Consider the following 24963-nt stretch of genomic DNA (forward strand, 5'->3'; position numbering starts at 1 on the left):
GCTGGCTGCTAGCCCACCGCCGTGCCGAACAGCATGCCCAGCAGGTACGTGATGGCGGCCGCGCCCAGGCCGATGGCCAGCTGCCGCAGCCCGCGGGTCAGCGGGGACGTGCCGGACAGCAGGCCGACGGCGGCGCCGGTCGCCAGCAGGGAAATGCCCACCAGGGCCCCTGCCACGACGAGGGCTGCGACGCCGGTCATGCCAAACACGAAGGGCAGGATGGGGATGACCGCGCCGGAGGCGAAGAAGCAGAAACTGGACAATGCGGCTCCCCACGCCGTGCCCACTGCCTCGTGCCGGTCGTCTTCCTCCGCGAGCTCCGGCTGCAGGGACAGGCTGGGATCGCAGTCGCAGGACAACTGGCCCGTGCGCTCGGCAACCCGGTGTTCCGCCGCTTCCCGGGACATCCCGCGGGCCAAATACACCAGGAGGAGTTCGTTGTTCTCGAGGTCCAGCTTGGGCGCCGCCGCCAGGGTGATCTGCGTTGGACGGGTGGCGGCCAGCAATTCGCGCTGGGACCGGACGGAGATGAATTCACCTGCGCCCATGGACATGGCGCCGGCCAGGAGCCCGGCGATGCCGCTGAGCAGCACCACGCTGCTGGCCACACCGGATGCGGCCATGCCCATCACCAGGGACAAATTGCTGACCAAACCGTCATTGGCCCCGAAGACGGCCGCGCGGAACGTACCGGCCAGGCGGTTGCGGCCGCGCGTTGCCAGGCCTCGGACCACTTCCTCATGGATCTGCTCATCGGCGGCCATGGCCGGGGTGGCGTTGGGGTCCTTGGCGTAAGGGGAGCGGCCCTCGGCGCGCTGGGCTAGGGCCAGCACGAACACGGAGCCGAAGTGCCGGGCCAGGAACCCCAGGAACCGGCTTCGTGTGGATGCCCTCCTGGGTTTGCCGGCGTGCTCACCGAGCAGTGCCAGCCAGTGTGCCTCGTGCCGGCCTTCGGCCTCGGCCAGGGCCAGGAGGATGGCGCGCTCTTCCCCCTCGCGGTTCTGTGCCAGGTCACGGTAGACGGCGGCTTCGGCGCGCTCATCGGCCAGGTACTGGCGCCACCGCTTGATGTTCGACGGCGAGGGCTGGGGTTGCACGGTGTGCGGGGCCTCCTGGGGTATGGCATGCGGATTGGATTGGGCGTGCTGCGACACTGATACTCCTGGGCTGGAAAGGGCATGTTTTCGCGCCTTTGCCCTGCCAGCCTACTGCGGATTTCCGCGGTTTTTTGGCTGGCAAACCTCGCTGCAAAGTTTCGGTTTGCCTTAAACCAAGGGCCCCTGGCGCTTGCGTTCCCGGCCTTCTTCCCGGGCTCCGGCGGCTATTGACCCGTCCGGCCGGCCGGTGCTGTGATGAAGGTGTGGCGCAGGCTGCGCCCTCCCGAAAGAGCACGTCAGGCGAACCTACGGAGGTTGAATCATGAGCACCACCGGACAGCACCCGGACATGCCGCACCTGGACGCCGTGGAAGCGGACCCCGCCTACGATTACGCCGAGGATGCACCGGTAGACGATGCGGACTGGGACGCGGAGGACGCGTTGATTGATGAGGAGGAGCCGGTGGTCCAGTCGCCGCCGGTGGTCATCGATGCCGAGGACCGCGAGGTCCCGCTGGATGACGACGAGCCCCGCGACACTGAGAGCTAGGACATGGAGGAGTAGGACTTACGACGACGGCACCTCCTTTCGCGGTAAAGCGAAAGGAGGTGCCGCCGTCGTGCGTTATATCTTTGCCGGGGATTCTATTTGTCAGCGGCCGGCGAGGACTTCCTCCGGGGCGTCCTCGGGTTCCTGCCCGGAAACCCGGCGCTGCCACGCCTGCATAACTGCGGGGTCCGTGGGCCGGGTGAGCAGTGACGCCGCAATGTAGACAACGGCGGAGGCAATCAGGCCGTAGTAGATGGGCTCGTTGGCGTAAATTCCGTCCAGGGGCGCCTTGGCGTTGATTTCGAGGATGATCATGGTGCCCAGGGTCACGACGGAGCCGACGGCCATGGAGGCCGCGGCGGCCAGGCCGGTGCCGCGCTTCCACACGAGTCCGCCCAGGATGGCCACCAGGAGCCCGCCCACCAGGATGTCGTAGGCGATGGTCAGGGCCGCCACCACGTCCTTGGTGATGATGGCGATGACGATGGCCACAATGCCCAGGGCAAGAACCCAGATGCGGTTGGCCTTGACGTCATGCTCCGGGTTCTCGGTGTCCCCGGTGTTGACCGTCTTGCCGAACCAGCCGGCCACGAACGGGAGGACGTCGGCGCGGGCAACGGTGGCAGCGGCAATGAGGGCGCCGGAAGCGGTGGACATCATGGCGGCGACGGCGGCTGCCAGGACCAGCCCGCCGATGCCGACGGGGAGCAGGTTCTGGGCCACCTCTGCGTAAACGTCGTCCTTGGCGGCGATCTTGACGTTGGAGAGGGCCACGCTGGCGGCCATGCCGATCAGGGCCCCGGCCACGCCGTAGAGGATGCAGTAGATGCCGGCCGTGGCGCCGCCCCAGCGGGCTACCTTGGGCGTCTTGGCGGTGAACACGCGCTGCCAGATGTCCTGGCCGATCAGCAGGCCAAGGGTGTAGACCACGAAGTAGGTGATGATCGTCTGGACGCCGATGCCGTCCATCTGGAAGAAGCTGGCGTCCACCCGGCTGCGGATCCCGTCCAGGCCACCGGCGGCGTTCAGGGTGAACGGGAGCATGAGGAAGAAGATGCCCACGGTCTTGATGACGAACTGCACCTGGTCCGCCAAGGTGATGGACCACATGCCGCCGATGGTGGAGTACACCAGCACGATGGCGCCGCCGATGGCGATAGCCAGCGCCCGATCCAGGCCGAACAGCACCACGAAGATGGTGGCGTAGGCGCCGGTGGAGGTGGCGCAAAGCATCAGTGTGTAGGCCAGCATGACGATGCCCGAGGCTTCGGTTGCCCTGCTCCCGTAGCGGAAGGAGAGCATCTGGGACACCGTGTAGATCTTCAGCTTCTGGATGGTGCCAGCGAAGAGGAGGCTCAGCAGCAGGACGCCCGCGCCAATGGCCACCACCAGCCACATGCCGGAGATGCCGAACTTGTAGCCGAGCCCCACGCCGCCAACGGTGGAGGCTCCGCCGAGGACGACGGCGGCCATGGTTCCGGTGTAGAGGAACGGGCCAAGGCGGCGGCCTGCCACCAGGAAGTCACTGTTGTTTTTGGTACGGGACTTGCCCCACCAGCCGAAGGCCAGCATTGCGAGAAGGTACACCACCACGATGGCGATGTTGATGGCACGTGCATCCATAGATGGCTCCTTGGAGCAGCTGGGCGCCGGGTGTGGGACCGGGGGCGACGGCGCCCGGAACCGCCGCGGACGAACGGAAACGGCTCCTGGAATTGCCCTATAGGCAACAGGAGTTTCCACAGACTAGAGTGTGACGGCTGCAACAGTCAAGGGGCGCCAGTGGCTGGGGATTGCCCGTGTGGCATCCGCGCGTCACATAAGCGGCGGCCATTAGTATGGCTCGAGAGTGGAGCCGGGCTGCCGGCCATGAAAGGTTCGTAGATGAAGGCACTGCCAGTTGAGCCCAGCAACGTCCCGGTTGCCATCGGCTCCAGGATCCGGGCCGCCCGGCAGTCCCAGCGGCTCACCATCGAGCAGGTAGCCGACGCCACCGGGCTGACCAAGGGTTTCCTGAGCCGGGTGGAGCGGGACCTGACCTCGCCCTCCGTTGCTTCCCTGGTGACGCTGTGCCAAGTGCTGTCCATTTCCATTGGCGACCTCTTTGCCGCGCCTGAAACCCACCTGACCAAGCGGAACGACGGCCCGCGGATTTCGCTGGGCGGCCAGGGCATCGTGGAACGCCTCCTGACTGCCCGCTCGGAACGCCGGGTCCAGATCATCCAGGCCGTCATCGAACCGCACGGCCGTGGCGAGTCCGAGCTCTACGCCGTGGACTGCGACGTGGATGTGCTGCACGTGATCAAGGGGTCCATCAAGTTGATCCTGACCAACGAGGAATACGACCTCAGCACCGGCGACACGGTTACCTTCCCCGGCCGCGAACCCCACACCTGGGTCAACCCCACGGATAAGCCGGTCGAGGTGCTCTGGGTCCTGGTCCCCGCGGCCAGCCGCTGATCTCTGTGCACTCCTGCCCGGTTGCCGCCGTGCCTCCGCAGTAGTGCTGCCCGGTTTCTGCGGAATGCCCTGATGCGCAGGGCCATGGGGCGGGGTAACTGGGCTGGACTGCCCCCTTATCGGCGCGGGCTCCGCTGGCCTCCCGCCAGTACCGTCCTGATTTCCCTGACGACCGAGCCGGGATCAAACCAGATGTGCTCCGGCATGAAGCGAAGGACGGCGTAACCGCTGACGGCTGCGGCATTATTGCGCTTCCGGTCCCGAAGCATATCGGTGCGTTTGGAGTGGAAGGCAAAGCCGTCAAGCTCCACAATCAGAAACCCTGCGATCAGGAAGTCCACGCGACCGATCCCCGGGAGGAAGACCTGTGGTTCGTAGTCGATGCCCTGGCTGCGGAACAGGTGTTGGGCATCGACCTCAACGATGGATTCTGCCCGCAGATCCAGCCCGCGCAGGATGCGGCGGGCGGTTCCGGAGCGGTCTGCCTGCAGCTGGGATGCCAGCAGTTCGCGGGGCACTCCGTGCAGCCTGATCGCTGAGGTTGCCAGCGCGGTGGACGCCGGTGGCGCCAGGCACGTCAGGGCATGAAGGGCTACGTCCTCGATGGCTGCAACGGGGAGTAAAGGGTTGCCCTGGAACCTGACCGTGCGATGCCGGATGAAGCCGCTGCCGTGTCCGTGATTGCACGCCAGATGCGGGCGTTCGGGTGGGTTGCGCAGCCACAGGCCGTAATGGGCGGCGGCGCTGGCACAGCTCAGCCTGGCATTGTGCATGACGGCCACCAGGAGATGGGGGTCGCAGCCCGGCAGGGCGAATACGCCCCTCTTGGGCTGGGCAACGCCGAGATCCTTGAGTTTCAGCAGGTCCCGGCGCGGGAATCCTGCCGCCAGGAATTGGCCGGACCTGGCCACACCGCCGCACTTGTGCAGGTATTCGATGAGGTCCACCAGGTTATTTGAGGCGCGTGGGAGGACGTCTGGAACCCGCCGCAGTCCATATGTGGGCAACTCCGTGCGGTGCCGGGTACGTTCCTGCCCACTTACTTTCTCCGCCTGCCTAGCTCCAGCGTCGGAAATGCTGGAAACTCGCGGAGCGCGAATTCCAAGGTGGCGCGGCACCGGAAGTAACTGGGGAGGAAGGTACGATCCGACCTCTGCGCGCCGCCAGGAGGTAAACACCTGATGCTCACAGGGAAACATGGGTGTATGATGGCAGTCACACCAGTCCCCTCAACTCCTCGAAGGAGAGGCCTCCATTGGAAGAGCTGCGCATTGAAGCCAACGGCAACCTTGGCCCCATCGATTCATCCCGGATTCCCCGCTACGCCGGAGCTGCCACGTATGCCCGCCTTCCGCGCCTGGACCAGGTGGACAAAGCCGACGTCACGGTAGTGGGCGTCCCCTTTGACTCAGGCGTTTCCTACCGTCCGGGAGCCCGCTTCGGCGCCAATCATGTCCGCGAGGCGAGCCGCCTGCTGCGTCCCTACAACCCCGCCTGGGATGTGAGCCCGTTCGAAAACATCCAGGTGGCCGATGCCGGGGACATGGCGGTCAACCCGTTCAACATCAACGACGCCATTGAGACCATCCAGCAGAACGCGCTGGACCTCACCGCCGCGGGGAGCAAGCTGCTGACCCTGGGCGGGGACCACACCATCGCCCTGCCGCTGCTGCGCGCCGCCGCCGAACGTGCGGGTGGACCCATTGCCATGCTCCACTTTGATGCCCACCTGGACACATGGGACACCTACTTCGGCGCCGAATACACGCACGGCACGCCTTTCCGCCGGGCGGTGGAGGAAGGCATCCTGGACACCGAGGCCATCAGCCACATCGGCACCCGCGGCCCGCTTTATGGAAAGAAGGACCTCGACGACGACCACCGCTTTGGGTTCGGCATCGTCACCTCCGCGGACGTCTACTACCAGGGCGTACTGGAGACGGTGGCCAAGGTCCGGGACCGGATCGGCAACCGCCCGCTCTATATCTCCGTGGACATCGACGTCCTGGACCCCGCCCACGCTCCGGGTACCGGCACTCCCGAGGCCGGCGGCATCACCAGCCGCGAACTCCTGGAGATCATCCGGGGCTTCCGCGGCATGAACCTGGTGGGTGCCGACGTCGTCGAAGTCTCTCCTGCCTATGACCACGCGGAGATCACCGGCGTTGCCGCCAGCCACGTCGCCTACGAACTGGTGACCCTCATGGCGGAGAACGCCGCTCCCGGAAGCCGTATTGGCGCGGAAAACGGATACGCGGCGCAGGCTCTTGGCCAGGAAACCCGCCGCCCCGCCGGCTTCGCGGCCGCCACCAAGGAGTAGGGCCGTGACGGTATCGGACGGGCCCGCCCCGGCACAGGGGAGCGGCGTCCGCAATGGCGGGGACCTCGTCGTCGAGACCCTCGAAGCGCTGGGAGCCAAGACGGTCTTCGGCATCCCGGGCCAACACGCCCTGGGCCTCTTCGACGCCATGGGCCGCGGCAACCTGCATTTCGTCTCCTCCCGGGTGGAAAACAACAGCGCCTTTGCCGCAGACGGGTACTCCCGCGCCACCGGCGAAGTGGGCGTGCTGTTCCTCTCCACCGGCCCCGGCGCGCTGACCTCGCTCGCCGGCCTGCAGGAGGCCTACGCCACGGGTGTGCCCATGGTGGTGGTGGCCAGCCAGATTCCTTTGGAGGGCCTGGGCGCGCGGCGCAAGGGCATGCTGCACCAGCTGGACGACCAGAAAGCCTCCGCGGCAAACGTCACCAAGAGCCAGCGGCTCATCCAGCACGCATCCGGCATCCCCTCCGCGATCCAGGACGCCTGGACCGAGGCCATCTCCTCGCCCCAGGGGCCGGTGTGGCTGGAGATCCCCCAGAATGTGCTCCTGGATCCGATCATGGTTCCGCCGGTGGAGGATGCCCTTGCCGAAGCGGCGGACAACCCGCCCCGCATCGAACTGGTGCGCGAGGCCGTGAAGTGGCTGGAAGCAGCAAAACGCCCGGCCATCATCGCCGGTGGCGGGACCCGCCGCGGGAGGGCGGAGAAGTCGCTGCTCTCGATCGCAGAGAAGCTGCGCGCACCGGTCATCTGCACCCCAGGCGGCAACGGCGCTTTCCCTTGGAACCACGAGCTGTCCCTGCAGTCCTGGATTGAGGACCGCTACATGACCGACGTCCTGGAGGACGCCGATGTCCTGGTGGTGATCGGCTCGTCCCTTGGCGAGGTCACCTCCAACTACTTCACCTTCGAGCCCCGGGGCAGGATCATCCAGATCGACGCCGAGCCCCGCGTGCTGGAGTCCAACAGGCCGGGGCTGGGTATTCGGGCCGACGCCGGCCAGGCGCTCGCGGCCCTCGATGAGGCGCTGCAGCCCGGCGGGACTGCAGCGCCGGACTGGCATGGCAGAACCCCGGAAGCACTGGTCAGTGAATCCCTCGCCAAGGTCCGCGCCCGGCTGGAATCGCAGGACCTGGCCAAGGAACTGAAGTTCATGGCCGACATCCGTGAGGCCGTTCCGGCGGACATGCAGACCTTCTGGGATATGACCATCGCCGCGTACTGGGGCTGGTCCTGCTGGGACGCGCGGCAGGGGCAGTTCCATTCCGCGCAGGGTGCCGGCGGGCTGGGCTTCGCATTCCCCGGTGCCATTGGCGCGGCCGTGGGGCTGGAAACACTGGGCAAGCCAGCACGGGTGCTTGCCGTCTCCGGGGACGGTTCGTCCATGTATTCCATCGCGGAACTGGCGACGGCAAGGCAGCACAATGTCCCGGTCACCTGGCTGATAGTGGACGACGGCGGCTACGGCATCCTGCGCGAGTACATGGTGGGCGCGTTCGGCAAAGCCACTGCCACCGAACTCGCCCGGCCGGACTTCGTGAAGCTCGCTGAATCCTTTGGCGTGCCGGCCACACGCGTGCCCCCGGAGGGTGTGGGGGACGCGCTGAAGGCGGGATTCGCTGCCGACGGGCCCAACGTCGTCGTGGTTGAAACCCTGCTGAAGATGTTTGGTCCCACCCACCTGGGCGGCTGACCGCAACCCTTTCGTACTGGAGCTCCCCCACTTCCTGCTGGAAGTGGGGGAGTTTCTGCTTCTACCTGCCTCCTGACAAGTTCGTTTCCCTAAGCAACCTTTTCCTGATACAGTTGCTTGCAGCAACTAATCCTTTAGGGAGGATCATGTCTGTCGCACCGGCCACTGCAGCCGACCTTGTCAGCCACATCTATGACCTGCAGCGCGCGCTGCGCTGCGTCACTATGATCAACGCCAAAGGCCAGGACACCGGCATCGCCCTCCAGGGCGTGCTCAGGTTCATCGGCGAAGGGGAGACCCGGGCCGCGCACCTTGCAGAGCGCCTGGGGGTCAGTGCGCCGGTGCTCAGCCGGCACGTTGCCGAGCTGGCGGATGCGGGCCTGGTGGTCCGCACCCCGGATCCGGAGGATGGCCGGGCACAGCTGCTGGCACTCTCCCCGCAGGGGAAAGCGAAGCTGGCAGAGCTGGTGCAGCACCGGGCGGAGACGCTGCAGGCATACCTCGCCGACTGGAACGAGGACGACGCCACTGCAACAGCCGCGATGCTGAACAAGCTCACCGCATCCCTGAAGAATTCCATCCGGGCAAGGGCGGCCGGAACCACCACTGAACACGAAAAGCAGGAGTCCATTAATGGCTAACGTCACCGCCGCCGCGGACCAGGAGCAGGAGCGCCAGCGCCAGCGGACCGCTAAACAGGAGTCGCGGCAATCCAAACGCCACGAACCCGGCGCGCCCATGAACCACCGGCAGATCATGGAGGCCCTGACCGGCCTTCTGGCTGCCTTCTTCACCGCGATCCTCAGCAGCACCATCGTGGCCAACGCGCTGCCGACCATCATGTCCGAGCTCAAGGGCACTCAGACGGACTTCGCGTGGGTCATCACGGCCGCGCTGCTGGCGAACGCCGCCACCACCCCCATCTGGGGCAAGCTCGCCGACCTCTTTGACAAGAAGGTCCTGGTCCAGCTCAGCATTGTGATCTTCGTGGCCGGCTCGGTCATGGCCGGCTTCTCCGAGAGCATCCCGTTCCTGCTCACCGCCCGTGTGATCCAGGGCATCGCCATGGGTGGCCTCACCGCCCTGGCACAGGCCATCATCGGCTCCATCATTCCGCCGCGTGAACGCGGCAAGTACTCCGGCTACATGGGCGCGGTCATGGCGGTTGGCACCGCCGGCGGCCCGCTGCTGGGCGGCTTCATCGTGGACAGCTCCCTTGGCTGGCGGTGGACCTTCTTTGTCTGCGTCCCGCTCGCCGTCGTCGCCCTGATCCTGCTCCAGGTGACGCTGAAGGTTCCGCACGTGAAGCGGCCCGCCAAGATCGACTGGCTCGGTGCCATCCTGCTCACCTCCGGCGTCAGCCTGCTCCTGATCTGGGTTTCCTTCGCCGGTAAGGCCGACTACTACGACTGGTGGTCCTGGCAGACCGCAGTGATGGTGGGCGGCGGCGTCCTCCTGCTCGCACTGTTGGTGCTGGTTGAGTCCAAGGTGTCCCAGCCGATCATTCCGCTGAAGATCATCTCCGAACGCACCACCGCCCTGGCCATCGTGGCTTCCGTTGCCGTCGGCGTGGCGATGTTCGGTTCCTCCACCTTCCTGGGCCAGTACTACCAGGTGGCCCGCGGCGCCACGCCCACCGAAGCCGGCCTGCTGACCCTGCCCATGATCGCCGGCAACCTCATCGGTTCGGTCGTCTCCGGCCAGCTGATCAGCCGCTATGGCAAGTGGAAGCGATTCCTGGTCGGCGGCACCGTCCTGCTGATCGGCGGCCTGGCACTCGCCGGCACCATGGACCACACCACCGAACTCTGGCAGACCGGCCTCTACACGGGCATTTTCGGTATCGGACTGGGCATGCTCATGCAGAACCTGGTCCTGGCCGTCCAGAACACCGTACCGGCCAAGGACATCGGCTCCGCCAGCGCCTCCGTGGCCTTCTTCCGCTCCGTGGGCGGTGCCATCGGCGTGTCCGTCCTGGGCGCGGTCATGGCCAACCACGTGAAGGACCTGGCCACGGACGGCCTCGCGAAACTCGGCATCCAGGCTTCCGGAAACAGCGGTGCAACGCTGGACCTCAAGGACCTGCCCGCCCCGATCGCTGACATCATGCGCGCCGCCTACGGTGACGCCACGGCAGGCATTTTCATGATCTCCGCCGCGGTCAGTGTGGTTGCCCTCATCGCCGTCATCTTCATCAAGGAAGTGCCGCTGCGCAGGACCGTTGACATCACCCCTGAAAAGGCGCTTGAAGCCAACGCCGCCGGTGAAGCAGGCATGACCGCGACCATGACCGGCCAGCTGCCCATGGTCTCCGCGGACGCTCCGAACGGGGATGCCCCCGCCGGTGACGCCCTCGCCGGGACCGGAATGGCCACGCGCAGTGCATCACGTGCCGCAGTGCCCGCTGCGGCGGCCAAGAGGTACGACGGCGGTGCTGCCGCTGCGGCAGCAGCGTCCGGCCGGGTAGCCACGGAGGACTTCGAGGAAGTCTTCGCCCGGAGCTTCAGTTCGGACGGACTGGACCTGCGGTCTGCGGATAACGCGGATAAAATCGCCGATGCCGTTGCCAGTGCCGCTGCCACCCTGCAGAAACTGCAGGAAACCCAGCACCTGCTGGCCCGCCAGCAGGTGGAACTGGGCGGCCTGGTCCTGGACATCCAGGAGCAGCTTCGATCCCAGCAGGACGTTGCCGCCAAGCAGGCCGCCACTGCGGCGGAGCTCAGCAGGCTGCAGCGCAAGCTCCTGAAGGAACGCAAGATCCAGGCAGCAGCCGCGCTGTACCTGGCCGGGCGTGGCAAGCACAGCGCCGCCACCCCGCCGGATGCGCCGTCTGCCGGTGCCGGTTCTGAGCCGGGCCAAGGACAGTAAGGCCAGGACAGCAGTTCCTCCCTGCCATGGTTGGAGCCATGGCAACGCCAAAGCCGCAGCCCGCACCCGGAAGACCTCCGGGAGCGGGCGGCGGCTTTGCTGCATGTGATGTCTTCCTCTGCCTGGTGCCGCCCTCCCCGTAAGCCCGGTTTCGGCAGGCTGTTCACCGGCGGAAAAGATGCCGGCGAGGGACCAAATGTCGGTGCCCATCACTAGAGTTGAGTCCATGCTCCTCACCCTCATACGGCGCTACTCCAAACCGTATTCGCCGTACATCCTGGCTGTCGTCATTTTCCAGCTCGCGGCCACCATCGCTGCGCTGTACCTGCCCAGCCTGAACGCGCAAATCATTGACGAGGGCGTGGCACGCGGCGACACCGATTTCATCTGGCGCACCGGCGCGGTGATGCTCCTGGTGGCCTTCGCCCAGGTGGCAGCGGCCATCGCCGGCGTCTACTTCGGCTCGAGGACGGCCATGGCGGTGGGCCGGGACCTGCGCCATGCGGTGTTCCGCAAGGTCACCAGCTTCTCCGCCAAGGATGTCAACGCGTTCGGCGCGCCCACGCTGATTACCCGGGGCACCAACGATGTCCAGCAGGTGCAGATGCTCCTCCTCATGGGGCTGAACTTCATGGTGGCCACCCCCATCATGTGCATCGGCGGCATCATCATGGCGCTGCGCGAGGACATTAATCTGTCCTGGCTGGTCTGGGTCTCCGTTCCCCTGCTGGCCGTGGTGGTGGGCTACCTGGTGGTCCGGCTCATGCCGCTGTTCCGGTCCATGCAGCGGAAGATCGACCGCATCAACGCCGTGCTGCGCGAGCAGATCATCGGTATCCGGGTGGTCCGGGCCTTCGTGCGTGAGCCGTTCGAGACCGAACGCTTCGGCGGGGCCAATAAGGAACTGGCGGACGTCTCGCTCCGCATCGGAGCCCTGTTCGTCCTGATGTTTCCGGCCATCAGCATGATCCTGCACCTGTCCACGGCGGCAGTGCTCTGGTTTGGCGGGCAGCGGGTGGATGCCGGCGCCATGCAGGTGGGCTCGCTCACCGCGTTCCTGCAGTACCTGCTGCAAATCCTGATGGCGGTCATGATGGGCACCTTCATGGCCATGATGATCCCGCGCGCCTCCGTTTGTGCTGACCGCATCGGCGAGGTGCTCGGCGTCGAGCCCTCCATCCACGATCCCCAGCAGCCTCAGGCTCCGGCCACTCTCACCGGAGCGGTGGAATACCGAAACGTCACGTTCGCCTACCCGGGCGCCGAGTCTCCGGTGCTCAGCAACATCAGCTTCACCGCCCACCCGGGGCAGACCATCGCCATCATCGGGTCCACGGGCGCCGGGAAAACCTCCCTGTTGTCCCTCCTGCCGCGGCTGTATGACCCCGTGGAAGGGCAGGTGCTGCTGGACGGTGTCCCGGTGGACAGGCTGGACCGCGCCGAGATCACCAAGAGGGTTGCGTTGGTGCCGCAGCGTCCATATCTGTTCTCCGGCACCATCGAACACAACCTCCGGTTCGGCAAGACCGAGGCGACGGAACAGGAACTCTGGGATGCCCTTCGGGTAGCCCAAGGCGAGTCCTTTGTCCGCGAGAAGAAGAACGGGCTGGACGCAAGGATTTCGCAGGGCGGCACCAACGTCTCCGGCGGACAGCGCCAGCGCCTGTGCATTGCGCGTGCGCTCGTGACCAAACCCCGCGTCTACCTCTTTGACGACTCGTTCTCGGCCCTGGACGTGGCCACTGACGCCCGGCTCCGGGCCGCCCTCAAGGCCATTACCAGGGATGCCACCGTCATCATCGTGGCCCAGCGGATCTCCACCATCACCGAGGCCGACCAGATCCTGGTGCTGGACAACGGACGCATCGTGGACCGTGGCACGCACGAGGAACTCCTGGAAACCTCGCCCACGTACCAGGAAATTGTCGAATCCCAGCTGAGTGTGGAGGAAGTGGCATGAGCCCCCGCAAGAAGGACTCCGCCCCCGTGGAAGAGGCCGCCCCCGAATCCGCGGTGGCTGCCGGCGCCGGGCATGAAGACGACGACTTCCTCGAGGAGGAGTTCACCCCCTCCGAAGCGGACGGGGACATGTTCGGCGGCATGCCCGCCAAGAAAGCCGAGCACTTCTGGCCATCTGCGAAACGGCTGATGGGCCTGCTGAAGCCCGAAGCCCTGGGTATCTACGCGGTGGTGGGCCTGGTGGTGGTCTCCGTGGTCCTCAACGTCATTGCGCCCAAGATCCTGGGCCAGGCCATGGATGTCATCTTCGCCGGGGTAGTGGGAAAGCAGCTGCCCGCCGGAGCCAGCAAGGAGCAGTTCGTTGCCGGGCTGCGCCAACAGGGCCAGGACAACTTCGCCGACATGGTGGCCCGCATGGAGCTGGTGCCCGGCACGGGCATCAACTTCGACAAGCTCACCATGCTCATCGCCATTGTCCTGCTGATGTACTTCGTCGCGAATATCTTCATGTGGCTGCAGGGCTACGTCCTGAACCGCATCGTCATGAAGGTCATCCGCCGCCTGCGTGACGATACCGAGAACAAGCTCAACCGCCTGCCGCTGAACTACTTCGATACCCGGCAGCGCGGCGATGTGCTGTCCCGGGTGACCAACGACGTCGACAACATCCAGCAGGCACTCCAACAGGCTTTCGCCCAGCTGGTCAACTCCGTGCTGACCGTCCTGGGCATCGTGATCATGATGTTCATCGTCTCCTGGCAGCTTGCCCTGATTGCCCTGATCGCCCTCCCGTTGTCCGGCGTGGCCGCCGGCCTGATCGGAGCCCGGAGCCAAAAACTGTTCGCCGCCCAATGGAAGAACACCGGGTCGCTGAACGGCCAGATCGAGGAGTCCTTCTCCGGGCACGACCTGGTGCGCGTCTTCGGCCGGGATGCGGACATGCTGGCACGGTTCGAAGAACGCAACGAAGCCCTCTACAAGGCAAGCTTCGGCGCGCAGTTCGTCTCCGGGATCATCTTCCCCGTCATGCAGTTCGTGTCCTACCTCAGCTACGTGGGCATCGCGGTGGTGGGCGGACTCCGCGTGGCCTCCGGCGCCATGTCCCTGGGCGATGCCACCGCATTCATCCAGTACTCCCGCGAGTTCACCCAGCCGCTGGGCCAGATGGCCGGCATGGCCAACATGCTCCAGTCCGGGGTGGCGTCCTCGGAGCGTGTCTTCGAGTTCCTTGACGCCGACGAACAGGACGCCGAAACCGCCACCGAACACCTGCCGGCCAAGACCGACGGACACGTGGACTTCAAGAACGTTACCTTCAGCTACACCCCGGACAAGCCGCTCATCGAGAACCTCTCCTTCACGGCAGAGCCGGGCAACACGGTGGCGATCGTGGGCCCCACAGGAGCCGGAAAGACCACCCTGGTGAACCTGGTGATGCGCTTCTACGAGCTCAACTCCGGCTCCATCATGCTGGACGGCGTGGATGTCACCCACCTCAGCCGCTCAGAGCTACGCTCCAAGGTGGGCATGGTGCTGCAGGATGCCTGGCTCTTCGGCGGGTCCATTTACGACAACATCCGCTACGGCAACCTCAACGCCACAGAGGAGCAGGTCATCGCAGCTGCCAGGGCCACCTTCGTGGACCGCTTCGTCCGCGCCCTGCCGGAAGGCTACGACACCGTGATCGATGAAGAAGGCAACAACGTCAGCGCCGGCGAAAAGCAGCTGATCACCATCGCCCGCGCCTTCGTGGCCAACCCCTCGCTGCTGATCCTGGATGAGGCCACCAGTTCCGTGGACACCCGCACCGAACTGCTGGTGCAGAAGGCCATGGCGGCACTGCGCTCCGACCGGACCAGCTTTGTGATCGCGCACCGGCTCTCCACCATCCGCGATGCAGATACGATCCTGGTCATGGAAAACGGACGAATCGTGGAACAGGGCAACCACCAGGTGTTGCTCGCCGCCGGCGGCGCCTACCACCGCCTCTACATGTCACAGTTCGCGGGTGCGGACGCCGGGGAAATGCCGTTGGATGATTCGACGGCGGTGCGCAGCTGAGCGCGCACGGTGGCCAGCGCATCGAGGTCCTTGTCCCGATGCGCTGGGGCGACATGGACGCCTACGGCCACATCAACAACGTCCAGATCGTGCGGATGCTGGAGGAAGCGCGGATCGCAGCCTTTGGGCCACCGCGGGGTACAGGTCGTCCCGGTATCGAGCCCCCGGTGTCGCTGTTCAACGATGTCCCGGAGGGCACGCTTGCTCTGATCGTTGACCACAAGATCCGCTATGTCCGGACCCTGGAGTACCGCAACGTTCCGGCCCTGGTCCAGGTCTGGATCGGCGCCGTCAAGGGCGCCAGCTTTGACATCCATTACGTGGTCCAGGACCCCGTGACCGGGGAGGACTGCGTGAAGGCGAGCAGCCACCTGGCCTTCGTTGATGAAGCCACGGGTCGCGTGCAACGGCTCACCCAGGAGCAAAAAGAACGGATGGCTCCCTACAGGCACTAAGACTCTGGTCAGGACTGCCCGGAAACCAGTGGACTGGAAACACTGAACTGGACCATTACCTACAGCGAAAGGAAGCCCGATGGCCAAGAACAAGACCCGCGCCTCACGGAAGAAGAAGACCTGGAAGGAGATGTCGCCGGGCAGGAAGGTGGGCACCATCCTCACCGCGATCGTCCAGGTATCCCTGCTGGTTGCCGCCCAGCGGGACATTTCCCACCGCCCTGCCGACCAGATTAACGGGCCGAAGGCTGCGTGGCGGGCAGCGTCCTTCGTTAACTTCATCGGGCCCATGGGCTACTTCATCTTCGGAAGGAAGCACTCCGCCGCCGGAAAATAGCCGGCCTGGCGGTGCCCGGTTCAGCCACCGTGGAGCGTGCGCCCAGCCAGACCCTGTAAATTTGGGGGCATGACCCCCACTGCCACTGTTGCCATGACCCGCGCCCTCGGCATCTCCAAGGAGATCGAGGATGCGGCGTGGTTCGTGCTGGGGCCGGGCCTGCAGGGCAAGGCGTCACCCCTGGACGGCCGCACCAGGACGTGGTCCGTTCCGGCTGCCGCCGAGCTGCTTGACCGGCTGGAACGGGGCATCGCTGACTCCAAGGCGCCGATGATGACCAACCTCCGCGAGAACCTGGAGGGTGCCACCCGCGGGGCCAAGCAGTTGGCCGTGGAGCTGCTCTTCCTGCAGTCCCTTCCGCTGGCACACGAGGTGAAGTCGCTGAAGGTCAAGCGCGCCCGGGTGGCGGAGGCCGCAGGCTGGCTGGAGCCACCGCTGGAACTGCCCGAAGAGCTGTACGCCGGGATGACGGACCACGGTGTCATCCGCGACCGCACCGCCGAATTCAACTGGACCATCTGGGACCACCTCAAGTGGTTGTGCCGGTTCGTCCGGAACGTCGCGCAGCGGCCGGCCAGCGTAGTGCAGGCAGCCCTCAAGGACCCGCTGCAGTTCCACCGCCTCGCCGCATCCACGCCGGATGACCAGCCGGCCATCCGGCGCAGCATCGAGTTCCTGGCCTGGCCCAGCTACTTCGAGCCGGTGGTGGCGGACGTGGAACGGCAGGAAATCCGGGATGCCTTTGCGTCGCTCGTGGGCGGCGCCAGGGGAGACAGCGAAGAGGACATAACCGCCGATATCCACCGTATCCGGCTGCACCTGGACGAACAGGCGGGCCAGCGCATCGACTGGTACTCCCGCCAACTGGTCAGCCAGTGGCGCAAGGTGGGCGACCCCGGGCGGCGTGCCTGGCTGCTCCGGACGCACAGCGACAACGCCGAGCTGCTTACCGCCTGGCATGGCGAGGAGAAGGTGACGCTCGACGTCGAACACCTCCGCCTGCTGGAGCCCGGCGTCACCGCCGGCGTGGTGCAGCACGCCGTTGACGAGGACTACAAGCACCTGGGCTACGTGGAGCGAGAGGACACCAAGACCGCCGTGTTTGCGTTCCTGACCGTCATGAAGCCCGGCGACCTGGTGCTCTACCAGCACGCCGGAACGGTGCGGCTGGGCGGGGTGCTGGGGGAGCCCGAGTACAACGACGACAACCGCCGGCTGCGGCGCAAGGTGCGCTGGTTCGACGACGGGCACGCCACCACCAGCCTTCCCCGGCACGTCCAGCGGCAGCTGGCCACCCCCGGCATCGTGGTGGACGCCACCCGGGTGGTGCAGGCGCTGCAGGCACTGCTCCCCGCCGAGGCGGAAACCGAGCCCGACGGCGATACCGACGCTGCCGCCGTCGTCCTCCCTGTGCAGGAGGGCTTCCGTCCGCTGACGCAGGAATTCGCCGCGTCGCTGCACATGGAGCTGGAACCTCTGCAGGAGATCGCCGATCTGCTGGAGGAGAACCGGCAGCTGGTCCTTTACGGGCCGCCCGGCACCGGCAAGACCTACCTGGCCAAGCACCTGGCGGCCGAGCTGGCGGACGACACCACGGACGAACGCGTCAAGCTGGTCCAGTTCCATCCGTCCTACGCCTACGAGGATTTCTTCGAGGGCTACCGGCCGGACAAGACCGACGACGGGCAGGTGTCCTTCAAACTGGTGGCGGGTCCGCTGCGGCGGCTGGCTGAGGAAGCCGCCAAGCCCGGGAACGAGAAAAAGCCGTACTTCCTGATCATCGATGAGATGAACCGCGCCAACCTGGCGAAGGTGTTCGGCGAGCTGTACTTCCTGCTGGAGTACCGGGATGACCGGATCTACCTGCAGTACAGCCCCAACGAGCCGTTCACGCTGCCGGACAACCTGTACATCATCGGCACCATGAACACGGCGGACCGGTCCATCGCCATGATGGACGCCGCCATCCGCCGCCGGTTCTCTTTCATCGAACTGCATCCGCAGACGGAACCGGTGAAGGGGTCGCTGCTGAGGTTCCTTGAGGCCCGCCAGCTGGACACCACCCCGGCGCTGCTGCTGGACGCGCTGAACGGGGCAATCGATGAGTGGGACCGGGACCTGATGATCGGGCCGTCGTACTTCATGAAGCCCGCGGCCCAGACCCCTGCCGGGCTGCGACGGATCTTCAAGTACGAGCTGATGCCGCTGCTGGAGGAGCACTACCACGGCCAGCTGACGCGCGCGCAGCTGGAAGAACGGTTCGGGCTGGACCAGCTGCTGGGACGCATTGCAGCGCGCTGATCCGCGGGCGGCCGGCATTTCAACCGGTGCGGTGCGCCACCTGGTCCTCGATGAGCTGTCCAGCGGCCTGGTGGAACGGCTGGACGCACCAAGCGCTTCCGTCCTGAACTCCAGCGGCCTGGCCAAAGCTTCCCCGATGGGCATGGGGTTGTACCGGATCGAGCCGGTGGGCAAGGTGGGCTCCGTTCGCACTGCCACGGTCCAGCTCGACGTCCGGCCCAAGGACCGGCTGGGACTGAGCCGGCTCCTGTTCCTGCTCAGTTACGCGGGGGAGCAGGGCTTCCGGCCGGATTTGGTGGCGGCAACCGAGGACCGGGACCTGTGGAGCGCGCTGGCCGAGTCGCTGGCGCAGCTGGCTGAACGCGCCCTGGGTCGCGGCCTCCTGCAGGGCTACCTCACTGTGGATGAGTCCCTGCGGACCGTGAAGGGGCGGATCCGGATTTCGGACCAGATCTCCCGGCGCCCGGGCATGCTGGTTCCCTTGGAGGTCTCCTATGACGAGTTCACCGAGGACATCGCCGAAAACCGGATCCTGCGCGCCGCGCTTGAGCGGATGGGGCAGGTGCCGGGGGTGCGGCCCGAAGTGCTGGGCCGGCTGCGCCAGCTGAAGGGAAAGCTCGACGGCGTCACGCGCCTTCCAGCCGGCGCCCCGGTGCCGCCGTGGAAGCCAACAAGGATGAACCTGCGCTATCACGCCGTGCTGCGCCTGGCCGACCTGATCCTGCGCAACGCGTCCGCGGAAGCCGGTGAGGGCAGGCAGCGGACGGCTTCGTTCGTGGTGGACATGGCGCAGGTGTTCGAGGACTTCGTGGGAACCGCACTGCGCAGCGCCATGGCGGCCTACCCTGGTGAGCTCCGGCTGCGCTACAACACGCTCCTCAGCGAGGCAGTGCGCGATTCCGACCGGCTCTCCGTGAGACCGGATGCGGTCCACCTGCTGGGCGGGCGCCCCGTGGTGGCCTACAACGCCAAGTACCGGGCGGCATCTGATGCAGGGGCGTCCCTGACGGCCGACCACTATCAGATGCTGGCCCACTGCACCGCGCTGGCCGTGCCCACCGCCTGGCTGGTCTACGCAGGCAAGGGCGAAGTGAAACTCCGCCGCATCCTGAACACCGACATCGACATCGTGGAGTTCCCGCTGGACCTCAGCCAGCCGCCGTCGGGCATCCTTGCCTCAGTCCAGGAACTCGCCCGCCAGTCATGGGGCGAAGTGGTCCGCCAAGCCCGGAACGGCTGATACGCCCGGCAGCCCGCCGTCGGTGGGCCCACGCCTGCCGGGCTCCCTGGCCGAGCCTGCGAGGTTAGGGTCCAGGCGGGGATCAGACCGGCACGCGGAACGTAAAGGTTGTTCCCTTGCCCAGGGTGCTCTGCACGTCGATGGTGCCGCCGTGTGCCTCGACGATCGCCTTGCTGATGGGCAGCCCCAGGCCCACGCCGGGGATGGCGGTGCGCCGGACGCTGCTGGTGCGGAAGAACTTGGCAAACACCTCGGAGGCGTCCTCCGGGGTCATTCCCATACCGGTGTCCGTGACGCGGCAGGCCAGGTGCCCGTCCTCCCGCGCCAGCGACACCACCACTTTGCCGCCGTCCGGTGAGTACTTGATGGCGTTGGACACCAAGTTGTCCAGGACCTGCGAGATGCGCGCGCTGTCCACGTGGGCCTCCAGCTGCTCCGGGGTTTCGGCCCGCAGTTCGACGCCGGCCGCTGCCGCCCGGGGCATTGCCGAGGACACGCTGTTCCGGACGAGGTCGGCGACATCCACGGCGTGCGGCGTGACGATCAGCTGGCCGTTCCGGCTGGACAGCAGGTCCGAAACCAGGGTCAGGAGCCGCTCGGAATTGCGGCGGATGATTTCCAGCATTTCGCGCTGCGGTTCCTCCGGTTCGTCGGCGAGCAGAATCTCCACATAGCCAAGGATGGAGGTCAGCGGGGTGCGGAATTCATGGGAGACGCTGGAGACAAAGTCATCCTTGGCGGTGAGCGCGTTGACCAGGTCAGTTACGTCGCTGAAGACGATCACTGAGCCGGTGAACTTGCCGTCGGAGTCCCTCATGGCGCGTGCCGTGGTCACCAGTGCCCGCTGGTCGTTCCCTTCGCCGAGCCAGACCAGGAAATCGGTGAAGGTCTCTCCCAGGACGGCGCGCCGTACCGGACGCTCCTGGACGGGGATCAGGGTTTTTCGGTCTGCCCCAAAGACCAAGAGCTGCGACTCGTTGGGATCCGCGATGTTCTTTGGCCGGGCCAGTTCGTGATTGGCGCGCTGCTTGCGGTTCATCAGGATGTCATGGCCGTCGGCGTCAACCGCCAGGACGCCCAGGTGCACGGTGTCCAGGATGGTGTTCAGCAGCGATTCCTGGCGCTTGCTGGTGCGCAGGCTGGCCCGAAGTTGCTCGTCCTTGTCCTCCAGCTCCTTCTGCTGGCGCATCATGCTCAAGGTCAGGACGCTGACCGACACTCCGATGCCCAGCATCATGACGGGCAGGAGCAGGGAGCGGGCAAAGTCCTGCGGGGTGTAGTCGCCTTTCAGGAGCAACGGAACCCAGATGATGGCCAGCGGCCCCAGGAAGGACAGCCACAAGGCAGCCCGAGGGTAGTATCCGGAGGCGCAGAGCCAAATCACCGGAAACACGGCGAGAAGGCTGATGCCGGTAAGGCTTTCCTGGCCGCCCTCCCTGCCTGCCGCGATGGAAACGAAGTCCAGCAGTGGGATGGCCAGGAAGCTGGTGTAGGGCAGCCGTTCCCATGGAATGACGTAGCAAAGCGCCATGATGGCCAGCTGCGAGATGAGGAACGCGACGAACAAGGGGTTGTTCATGGTGACCGGGAAGAACGCCCACACCAGCAGGGCGGTCAGGATCGTGGTCACGAACAGCGGCATTTGGCTCAGGGCCACCCGGTCGGACAGCCGGTATTCATGGAAGGGCCGCTTGAAAAAACGCAGCCGTCCGGAAGACCAGGCCGTGGGGTTGCTCATGGCGCGGAAGACGCGGACGTCGGGCTGTGCGAGACCATACCAGCAGGATATCCGCAGCCAGCTATACTTCTGACGTTGGCACTGAGGGGGCTCTATGAGTGAGGCACGTGTGGGTCTGGTCATCGAGGATGACCACGACATTCGGGAACTGGTTCGCACTGTGCTGACCCAGGCTGGATTTGACGTCACTGTCGCCAGTGGCGGCGCCGAGGGCGTCCTGATGGCCAAAAGCTTGAATCCTGATGTCATCACCCTGGACCTGGGCCTGCCGGACATCGACGGTTTTGAGGTGTCCCGGCAGATCCGCGAGTTTTCGGACGCCTACATCGTGATGCTCACGGCGCGGACCGAGGAACTGGACACCCTCATCGGGCTGGAATCAGGCGCGGACGACTACCTCACCAAGCCGTTCCGCCCGCGGGAACTGCGGGCGCGGGTTGCGGCCATGATGCGCCGGCCGCGGTCTGTTCCCGACCCCGGCGACGTTGCCGTTGATGCTTCCCCGGACAGCGCGGCCCACCCGGAGCGTGGAAACTTCAGCCACAATGGCCTGGAGCTCAGCTACGCCTCGCGGACCGTCGCCGTCGACGGCAAAGAGATGAACCTGACGCGCACCGAGTTCGAACTGCTGTACGCGCTGCTGGAAGCGGGCCGGACAGTCCGCACCAAATCGGACCTGGTGCGGCGGCTCCGGGATGAGGATTACGACGTCGGCAGCTACATCAGCGAGGCCGACGAACGGTCCGTGGAGGTCCACATGGGAAACCTGCGCAAGAAGCTGGGTGACTCGCCGCAGCAGCCGCGGTGGCTGCAGACGGTCCGCGGGGTGGGCTACCGTTTGGCGCCGGGACAGCACTGAGCCTGCAACCGATGCATGGTTTGCCTGCTGCACTGGGTGATGGGTCGCAAGTAGGTGGCGGCCAGCCTGGGCAACGCCACCGCCATGTCAGCGTGGCGGGCTTCGCCGCGGATCTCGTTCTCGAGTTCCAGGGCCAGGCCGGCCAAGCGCTCGGCGCCCACCATTTGGCTTGAGGTCTTAAGGCTCAGGACTGCGTCCATGGAGCCGTCCAGGTCGCCGGTAGTCAGGGCAAGCCGCAACCGGCCCAGCCGTTGCGGCAGGAACTCGATGAAATTCCCAACGAAGATCCGGCTGTAGCCTTCTTCCTCCTCGAGTTCTTCCCGTAGCCGGTCCAGGACGGACTGGTCCACCAGCGGCCTTGGCGCATCATCCGACGTGCTCACGACACTCCTTTCTGCTGGATTTGGGGACCCGAAAACAGGGTGTTTAGGCGGGGGATCTTGTTCTGTTTCAGGTTAGGACCGTTCCCGCAACCTCGCAGAAGACTCGGGAAGAATTGTGGTTTTCTTGATGGGACTGCGGTTTTTGGGCCATAGGATCGATGCCAGTGCTTTTTCGCATTGACGTCATCAGCGGCCATAGCCGCCTTTTCAATCTGGGGATAGATTGCCGTGTTCCGAACACTTAGGACCTTATTTGTCGCGCTCATAATCGGGGCCGGGCTGGCTTTGTCCATCGTCCAGCCGGCCAGCGCAGCCACCACACCGCAAATCACGCTCAATCCGGCGTCCGGTCCCGCCGGTTCCGCCGTCACTGTCACCGGAACCGGGTTCAAAGCCGCCACCACGGGTACAGTGATCGTGGGTTCCACTACTTTCACGTTCCAAACCACATCGACCGGCGCTTTCAGCACCGGCATCACCATTCCGGCCGCATCCACCGGAAACCTCACCATTACTGCCAAGACATCGTCCATCAAGGCGTCAGCAACGTTTGTGGTGCAGGCGGCTCCCGCTCCAGCGGCCGCACCTGCGCCAACCATCAGTTCAGCCCCTCTGCGCTTCGGGGTGGCAACGCCGGGAGGACCGCTGGCCAGTACTGAGCTGGACGAGGTGGCCAGCCTGGCAGGGGAAATCCCTTCCGTGGTGATGAGCTACAAGGATTTCCTGCAGGCCCCGCCGATCACTGAGTTGGATGCCGTCCGCTCGCGCGGAGCCACACCCTTGGTCACTTGGGAGCCGTGGGCATGGGGAGGCGGAGTGGATCAGCCCGCCTACTCGTTGGCACGGATTACCGCAGGGGACTTTGATGCGTACATCAGCCAGTGGGGCCAGTCCCTGGCGGGCTGGGGCAAGCCGGTCATGCTGCGTTTCGCGCACGAAATGAATGGCAACTGGTATCCGTGGGCCGAAGGCGTCAATGGAAACCAGGCGGGAGAGTACGTGGCTGCGTGGCGGCATGTTCACGATGTTGTTGCCGCTACGGGTGCCAGTAACGTCCAGTGGGTATGGTCGCCGAACGTGCCCTACTGGGGCTCGACTGACCTGGCCGGCCTGTACCCGGGCGCAGGCTACGTGGACATTGTGGCCCTGGACGGCTACAACTGGGGCACCTCGCAAACCTGGAGCAGCTGGGTTTCCCCGGTGGATCTCTTTGCCCCCGGCATCTCCCAGCTCCGCAGCCTGGCACCGGGCAAGCCGGTCCTGATTGCCGAGACGGCCTCCAGCGAGCTGGGTGGTTTCAAGGCTTCCTGGAACACGGACCTGGTGTCCTACCTGGCTGCCCAGCCGGATGTGATGGGCTTCGTCTGGTTCCATATGCAGAAGGAAACAGACTGGCGCATCAACAGCAGCGACTCGTCGGCGTCCGCCTTCAAGTCCGCACTGCTGGCCCGGAGAAGCTAGGGGATAGGGGATAGCTGCTCCGAAACCGCCAGTGTGGGCTGCCTGATCGCGGCAACCCGTCCATCCTGCCTGTCCAGGATCAAGGACGGTGACGGAAACAGCTAAAGATTGGCTCAAGATCCAGCCGTCAGGTGCCATTCAACTGTCAGGCTCCGCCAGCTATCTGTCAGGCGCCGGCTTCGAGGAAGTGCACCAACTGGGACTCGAGGGCTGAACGATCCTTCAGCTCACACTCCCAGACGGTCAACACTTCCCAGCCGGCGTCTTCCAGTTGCCGGCGCTGGCCGGCGTCGCGCTCGCGGGTCCGGGTCCGCTTCGCATCCCAGAACTCCGCGTTGGCTTTCGGTGCGTGCAGGCCCACCCGGCAGTCGTGGAAATGCCAGAAGCAGCCGTTCACGAAGATCACCTTGTGCCGCCCGGCGAAGACAAGGTCCGGGTTGCCCGGCAGTTTGGTGCCGCCGGACCTGCCGTGCAGGCGATACCGGTAGCCCTTGGCATGCAGGATCCCGCGCACCAGCAGTTCGGGCTTGGTGTTCTTGCCACGGATCCGGGACATGTTCCAGCTGCGCTGCTCGGGGGTGAGCTTGTCTGCAGTGGGCTTGTCCGCCATTCCTCCAGTCTAGGAGTCCCTAGATTTCCCGTTCCGGTTGTTCGCCGAACACGAAGTGGCGGCCGCTGACGGACTTCGGCTCAATCTCCACGTAAAAGTCCTTCAGGGTGGGAACCCAGGTCTTCAGGCCGAGTTCCTCGATGGCCGCAAGCTCAGCCGAGTTGCTGAGGACCCGTGCGGTCCCGCGAAGGATCACGGACCATGCCTCCTGCGACAGGATGCCGTCAGTTTCGAACAGCACCTTGGAGTTGATGGTCAGCTGCGCGAGCTTGTTCCCGGGGGCGGTTCGCAAATAGACCTTCCGGTTCGAGGTCACGTAGTTCACGGGGAAGATGTCGGGTTCCCCCGCTACAGAGACCACCAGCCGCCCGTGCTGCGTCGCGGCCAGAAGACGCCACGATTGCTCATCATCGAGTTCCAGGACGGGATTGCCGTCCGCGTGTTCAAACATCATGCGGCCATTGTTCTACCTCAAGTAGAAATGCGCCAGAGGCTTTGGACCCGCAATTCCCGCCCCTTTGTGACACCTCCGTCAAGGCTTAACACTTCGGAAACAGGCCTGTGACCGCGT

The 24963-nt window shown here is 65.5% G+C and carries 21 protein-coding genes; 14 read left to right on the top strand and 7 right to left on the bottom strand.

Going from position 1 to position 24963, the window contains the following annotated elements; genetic code table 11:
- Positions 1-8: 8 nt before the first annotated feature.
- Positions 9-1154: a VIT1/CCC1 transporter family protein gene (locus tag LFT46_RS04360; RefSeq protein WP_236801229.1), complete on the bottom strand. Its 1146-nt coding sequence runs from the start codon at positions 1152-1154 to the stop codon at positions 9-11.
- Positions 1155-1419: 265 nt separating this feature from the next.
- Between LFT46_RS04360 and LFT46_RS04365 the strand changes: the two genes are divergently transcribed.
- The gene (locus LFT46_RS04365; RefSeq protein ID WP_236801230.1) at positions 1420-1647 is read left to right on the top strand and encodes a hypothetical protein; all 228 of its coding nucleotides are present in this window, start codon (positions 1420-1422) and stop codon (positions 1645-1647) included.
- Between the two features lie 102 nt (positions 1648-1749).
- On the opposite strand, the gene LFT46_RS04370 is transcribed toward LFT46_RS04365, so the two are convergent.
- A complete protein-coding gene (locus tag LFT46_RS04370) occupies positions 1750-3270 on the bottom strand; it encodes a sodium:solute symporter (protein ID WP_236801231.1) in 1521 nt (506 codons plus the stop codon).
- 261 nt (positions 3271-3531) lie between these two features.
- Between LFT46_RS04370 and LFT46_RS04375 the strand changes: the two genes are divergently transcribed.
- Complete coding sequence (locus LFT46_RS04375; RefSeq protein WP_018769601.1) at positions 3532-4107, top strand: helix-turn-helix domain-containing protein; 576 nt, start codon at positions 3532-3534, stop codon at positions 4105-4107.
- 116 nt (positions 4108-4223) lie between these two features.
- Here the strand turns inward: LFT46_RS04375 and LFT46_RS04380 are convergent, their stop codons facing one another.
- Positions 4224-5054 (bottom strand): DUF559 domain-containing protein, encoded by an 831-nt coding sequence (locus LFT46_RS04380; RefSeq protein ID WP_236821355.1) that lies wholly within the window; start codon positions 5052-5054, stop codon positions 4224-4226.
- A gap of 308 nt (positions 5055-5362) precedes the next feature.
- On the opposite strand from LFT46_RS04380, the gene speB reads away from it, so the two are divergent.
- The 10 genes from speB (at position 5363) to LFT46_RS04430 (ending at position 19341) form a co-directional block, all read left to right on the top strand.
- Positions 5363-6427: an agmatinase gene (gene speB / locus LFT46_RS04385; protein ID WP_236821356.1), complete on the top strand. Its 1065-nt coding sequence runs from the start codon at positions 5363-5365 to the stop codon at positions 6425-6427.
- Between the two features lie 4 nt (positions 6428-6431).
- The gene (locus LFT46_RS04390; RefSeq protein WP_236821357.1) at positions 6432-8120 is read left to right on the top strand and encodes a thiamine pyrophosphate-binding protein; all 1689 of its coding nucleotides are present in this window, start codon (positions 6432-6434) and stop codon (positions 8118-8120) included.
- Positions 8121-8266: 146 nt separating this feature from the next.
- Positions 8267-8761, top strand: a complete 495-nt coding sequence (locus LFT46_RS04395) for a MarR family winged helix-turn-helix transcriptional regulator (protein WP_236801235.1) — start codon at positions 8267-8269, stop codon at positions 8759-8761.
- Positions 8754-10988: an MDR family MFS transporter gene (locus LFT46_RS04400; RefSeq protein WP_236821358.1), complete on the top strand. Its 2235-nt coding sequence runs from the start codon at positions 8754-8756 to the stop codon at positions 10986-10988. The genes LFT46_RS04395 and LFT46_RS04400 overlap by 8 nt, the downstream gene beginning before the upstream one ends.
- Positions 10989-11214: 226 nt before the next feature.
- Positions 11215-12948, top strand: a complete 1734-nt coding sequence (locus LFT46_RS04405) for an ABC transporter ATP-binding protein (RefSeq protein WP_236821359.1) — start codon at positions 11215-11217, stop codon at positions 12946-12948.
- The gene (locus tag LFT46_RS04410) at positions 12945-15008 is read left to right on the top strand and encodes an ABC transporter ATP-binding protein (RefSeq protein ID WP_272910822.1); all 2064 of its coding nucleotides are present in this window, start codon (positions 12945-12947) and stop codon (positions 15006-15008) included. The genes LFT46_RS04405 and LFT46_RS04410 overlap by 4 nt, the downstream gene beginning before the upstream one ends.
- Positions 15009-15046: 38 nt before the next feature.
- On the top strand, positions 15047-15463 hold the full coding sequence (locus LFT46_RS04415) for an acyl-CoA thioesterase (RefSeq protein WP_236801238.1): 417 nt from the start codon (positions 15047-15049) through the stop codon (positions 15461-15463).
- A gap of 79 nt (positions 15464-15542) precedes the next feature.
- Positions 15543-15800: a PLD nuclease N-terminal domain-containing protein gene (locus tag LFT46_RS04420; protein ID WP_236801239.1), complete on the top strand. Its 258-nt coding sequence runs from the start codon at positions 15543-15545 to the stop codon at positions 15798-15800.
- A 69-nt stretch (positions 15801-15869) separates the two neighbouring features.
- Entirely contained in the window at positions 15870-18101 is a 2232-nt protein-coding gene (locus LFT46_RS04425; RefSeq protein WP_236821360.1) for an McrB family protein, read from the top strand.
- Entirely contained in the window at positions 18088-19341 is a 1254-nt protein-coding gene (locus LFT46_RS04430) for an McrC family protein (protein ID WP_236821361.1), read from the top strand. The genes LFT46_RS04425 and LFT46_RS04430 overlap by 14 nt, the downstream gene beginning before the upstream one ends.
- Before the next feature lie 82 nt (positions 19342-19423).
- On the opposite strand, the gene LFT46_RS04435 is transcribed toward LFT46_RS04430, so the two are convergent.
- Positions 19424-21079 carry a sensor histidine kinase gene (locus LFT46_RS04435; RefSeq protein ID WP_236821362.1) on the bottom strand — a complete coding sequence of 552 codons (1656 nt, stop codon included), beginning with the start codon at positions 21077-21079 and terminating at the stop codon, positions 19424-19426.
- Between the two features lie 94 nt (positions 21080-21173).
- Between LFT46_RS04435 and LFT46_RS04440 the strand changes: the two genes are divergently transcribed.
- Positions 21174-21938, top strand: coding sequence for a response regulator transcription factor (locus tag LFT46_RS04440; protein WP_236801243.1), 765 nt, complete (start codon positions 21174-21176; stop codon positions 21936-21938).
- On the opposite strand, the gene LFT46_RS04445 is transcribed toward LFT46_RS04440, so the two are convergent.
- Entirely contained in the window at positions 21911-22321 is a 411-nt protein-coding gene (locus LFT46_RS04445) for an Hpt domain-containing protein (RefSeq protein WP_236821363.1), read from the bottom strand. The genes LFT46_RS04440 and LFT46_RS04445 overlap by 28 nt on opposite strands.
- Positions 22322-22600: 279 nt before the next feature.
- Between LFT46_RS04445 and LFT46_RS04450 the strand changes: the two genes are divergently transcribed.
- Positions 22601-23782, top strand: a complete 1182-nt coding sequence (locus LFT46_RS04450; RefSeq protein WP_442863688.1) for a glycosyl hydrolase — start codon at positions 22601-22603, stop codon at positions 23780-23782.
- Between the two features lie 166 nt (positions 23783-23948).
- On the opposite strand, the gene LFT46_RS04455 is transcribed toward LFT46_RS04450, so the two are convergent.
- Both LFT46_RS04455 and LFT46_RS04460 read right to left on the bottom strand, forming a co-directional pair.
- Positions 23949-24392 (bottom strand): very short patch repair endonuclease, encoded by a 444-nt coding sequence (locus tag LFT46_RS04455; RefSeq protein WP_236801246.1) that lies wholly within the window; start codon positions 24390-24392, stop codon positions 23949-23951.
- Between the two features lie 19 nt (positions 24393-24411).
- Complete coding sequence (locus LFT46_RS04460; RefSeq protein WP_142130942.1) at positions 24412-24846, bottom strand: pyridoxamine 5'-phosphate oxidase family protein; 435 nt, start codon at positions 24844-24846, stop codon at positions 24412-24414.
- Positions 24847-24963: the final 117 nt, after the last annotated feature.

It is taken from the genome of Arthrobacter sp. FW306-07-I (assembly GCF_021800405.1).
In the GTDB taxonomy this organism is placed as follows: domain Bacteria; phylum Actinomycetota; class Actinomycetes; order Actinomycetales; family Micrococcaceae; genus Arthrobacter.

Bases quoted from the DNA above. Each gene is read 5' to 3' on its own strand.
- LFT46_RS04365 (WP_236801230.1), top strand. From the start codon at position 1,420: ATGAGCACCACCGGACAGCACCCGGACATGCCGCACCTGGACGCCGTG.
- LFT46_RS04370 (WP_236801231.1), bottom strand. From the start codon at position 3,270: ATGGATGCACGTGCCATCAACATCGCCATCGTGGTGGTGTACCTTCTC.
- LFT46_RS04375 (WP_018769601.1), top strand. From the start codon at position 3,532: ATGAAGGCACTGCCAGTTGAGCCCAGCAACGTCCCGGTTGCCATCGGC.
- LFT46_RS04395 (WP_236801235.1), top strand. From the start codon at position 8,267: ATGTCTGTCGCACCGGCCACTGCAGCCGACCTTGTCAGCCACATCTAT.
- LFT46_RS04400 (WP_236821358.1), top strand. From the start codon at position 8,754: ATGGCTAACGTCACCGCCGCCGCGGACCAGGAGCAGGAGCGCCAGCGC.
- LFT46_RS04405 (WP_236821359.1), top strand. From the start codon at position 11,215: ATGCTCCTCACCCTCATACGGCGCTACTCCAAACCGTATTCGCCGTAC.
- LFT46_RS04410 (WP_272910822.1), top strand. From the start codon at position 12,945: ATGAGCCCCCGCAAGAAGGACTCCGCCCCCGTGGAAGAGGCCGCCCCC.
- LFT46_RS04415 (WP_236801238.1), top strand. From the start codon at position 15,047: ATGCGCTGGGGCGACATGGACGCCTACGGCCACATCAACAACGTCCAG.
- LFT46_RS04420 (WP_236801239.1), top strand. From the start codon at position 15,543: ATGGCCAAGAACAAGACCCGCGCCTCACGGAAGAAGAAGACCTGGAAG.
- LFT46_RS04425 (WP_236821360.1), top strand. From the start codon at position 15,870: ATGACCCCCACTGCCACTGTTGCCATGACCCGCGCCCTCGGCATCTCC.
- LFT46_RS04435 (WP_236821362.1), bottom strand. From the start codon at position 21,079: ATGAGCAACCCCACGGCCTGGTCTTCCGGACGGCTGCGTTTTTTCAAG.
- LFT46_RS04440 (WP_236801243.1), top strand. From the start codon at position 21,174: ATGAGTGAGGCACGTGTGGGTCTGGTCATCGAGGATGACCACGACATT.
- LFT46_RS04455 (WP_236801246.1), bottom strand. From the start codon at position 24,392: ATGGCGGACAAGCCCACTGCAGACAAGCTCACCCCCGAGCAGCGCAGC.
- LFT46_RS04460 (WP_142130942.1), bottom strand. From the start codon at position 24,846: ATGATGTTTGAACACGCGGACGGCAATCCCGTCCTGGAACTCGATGAT.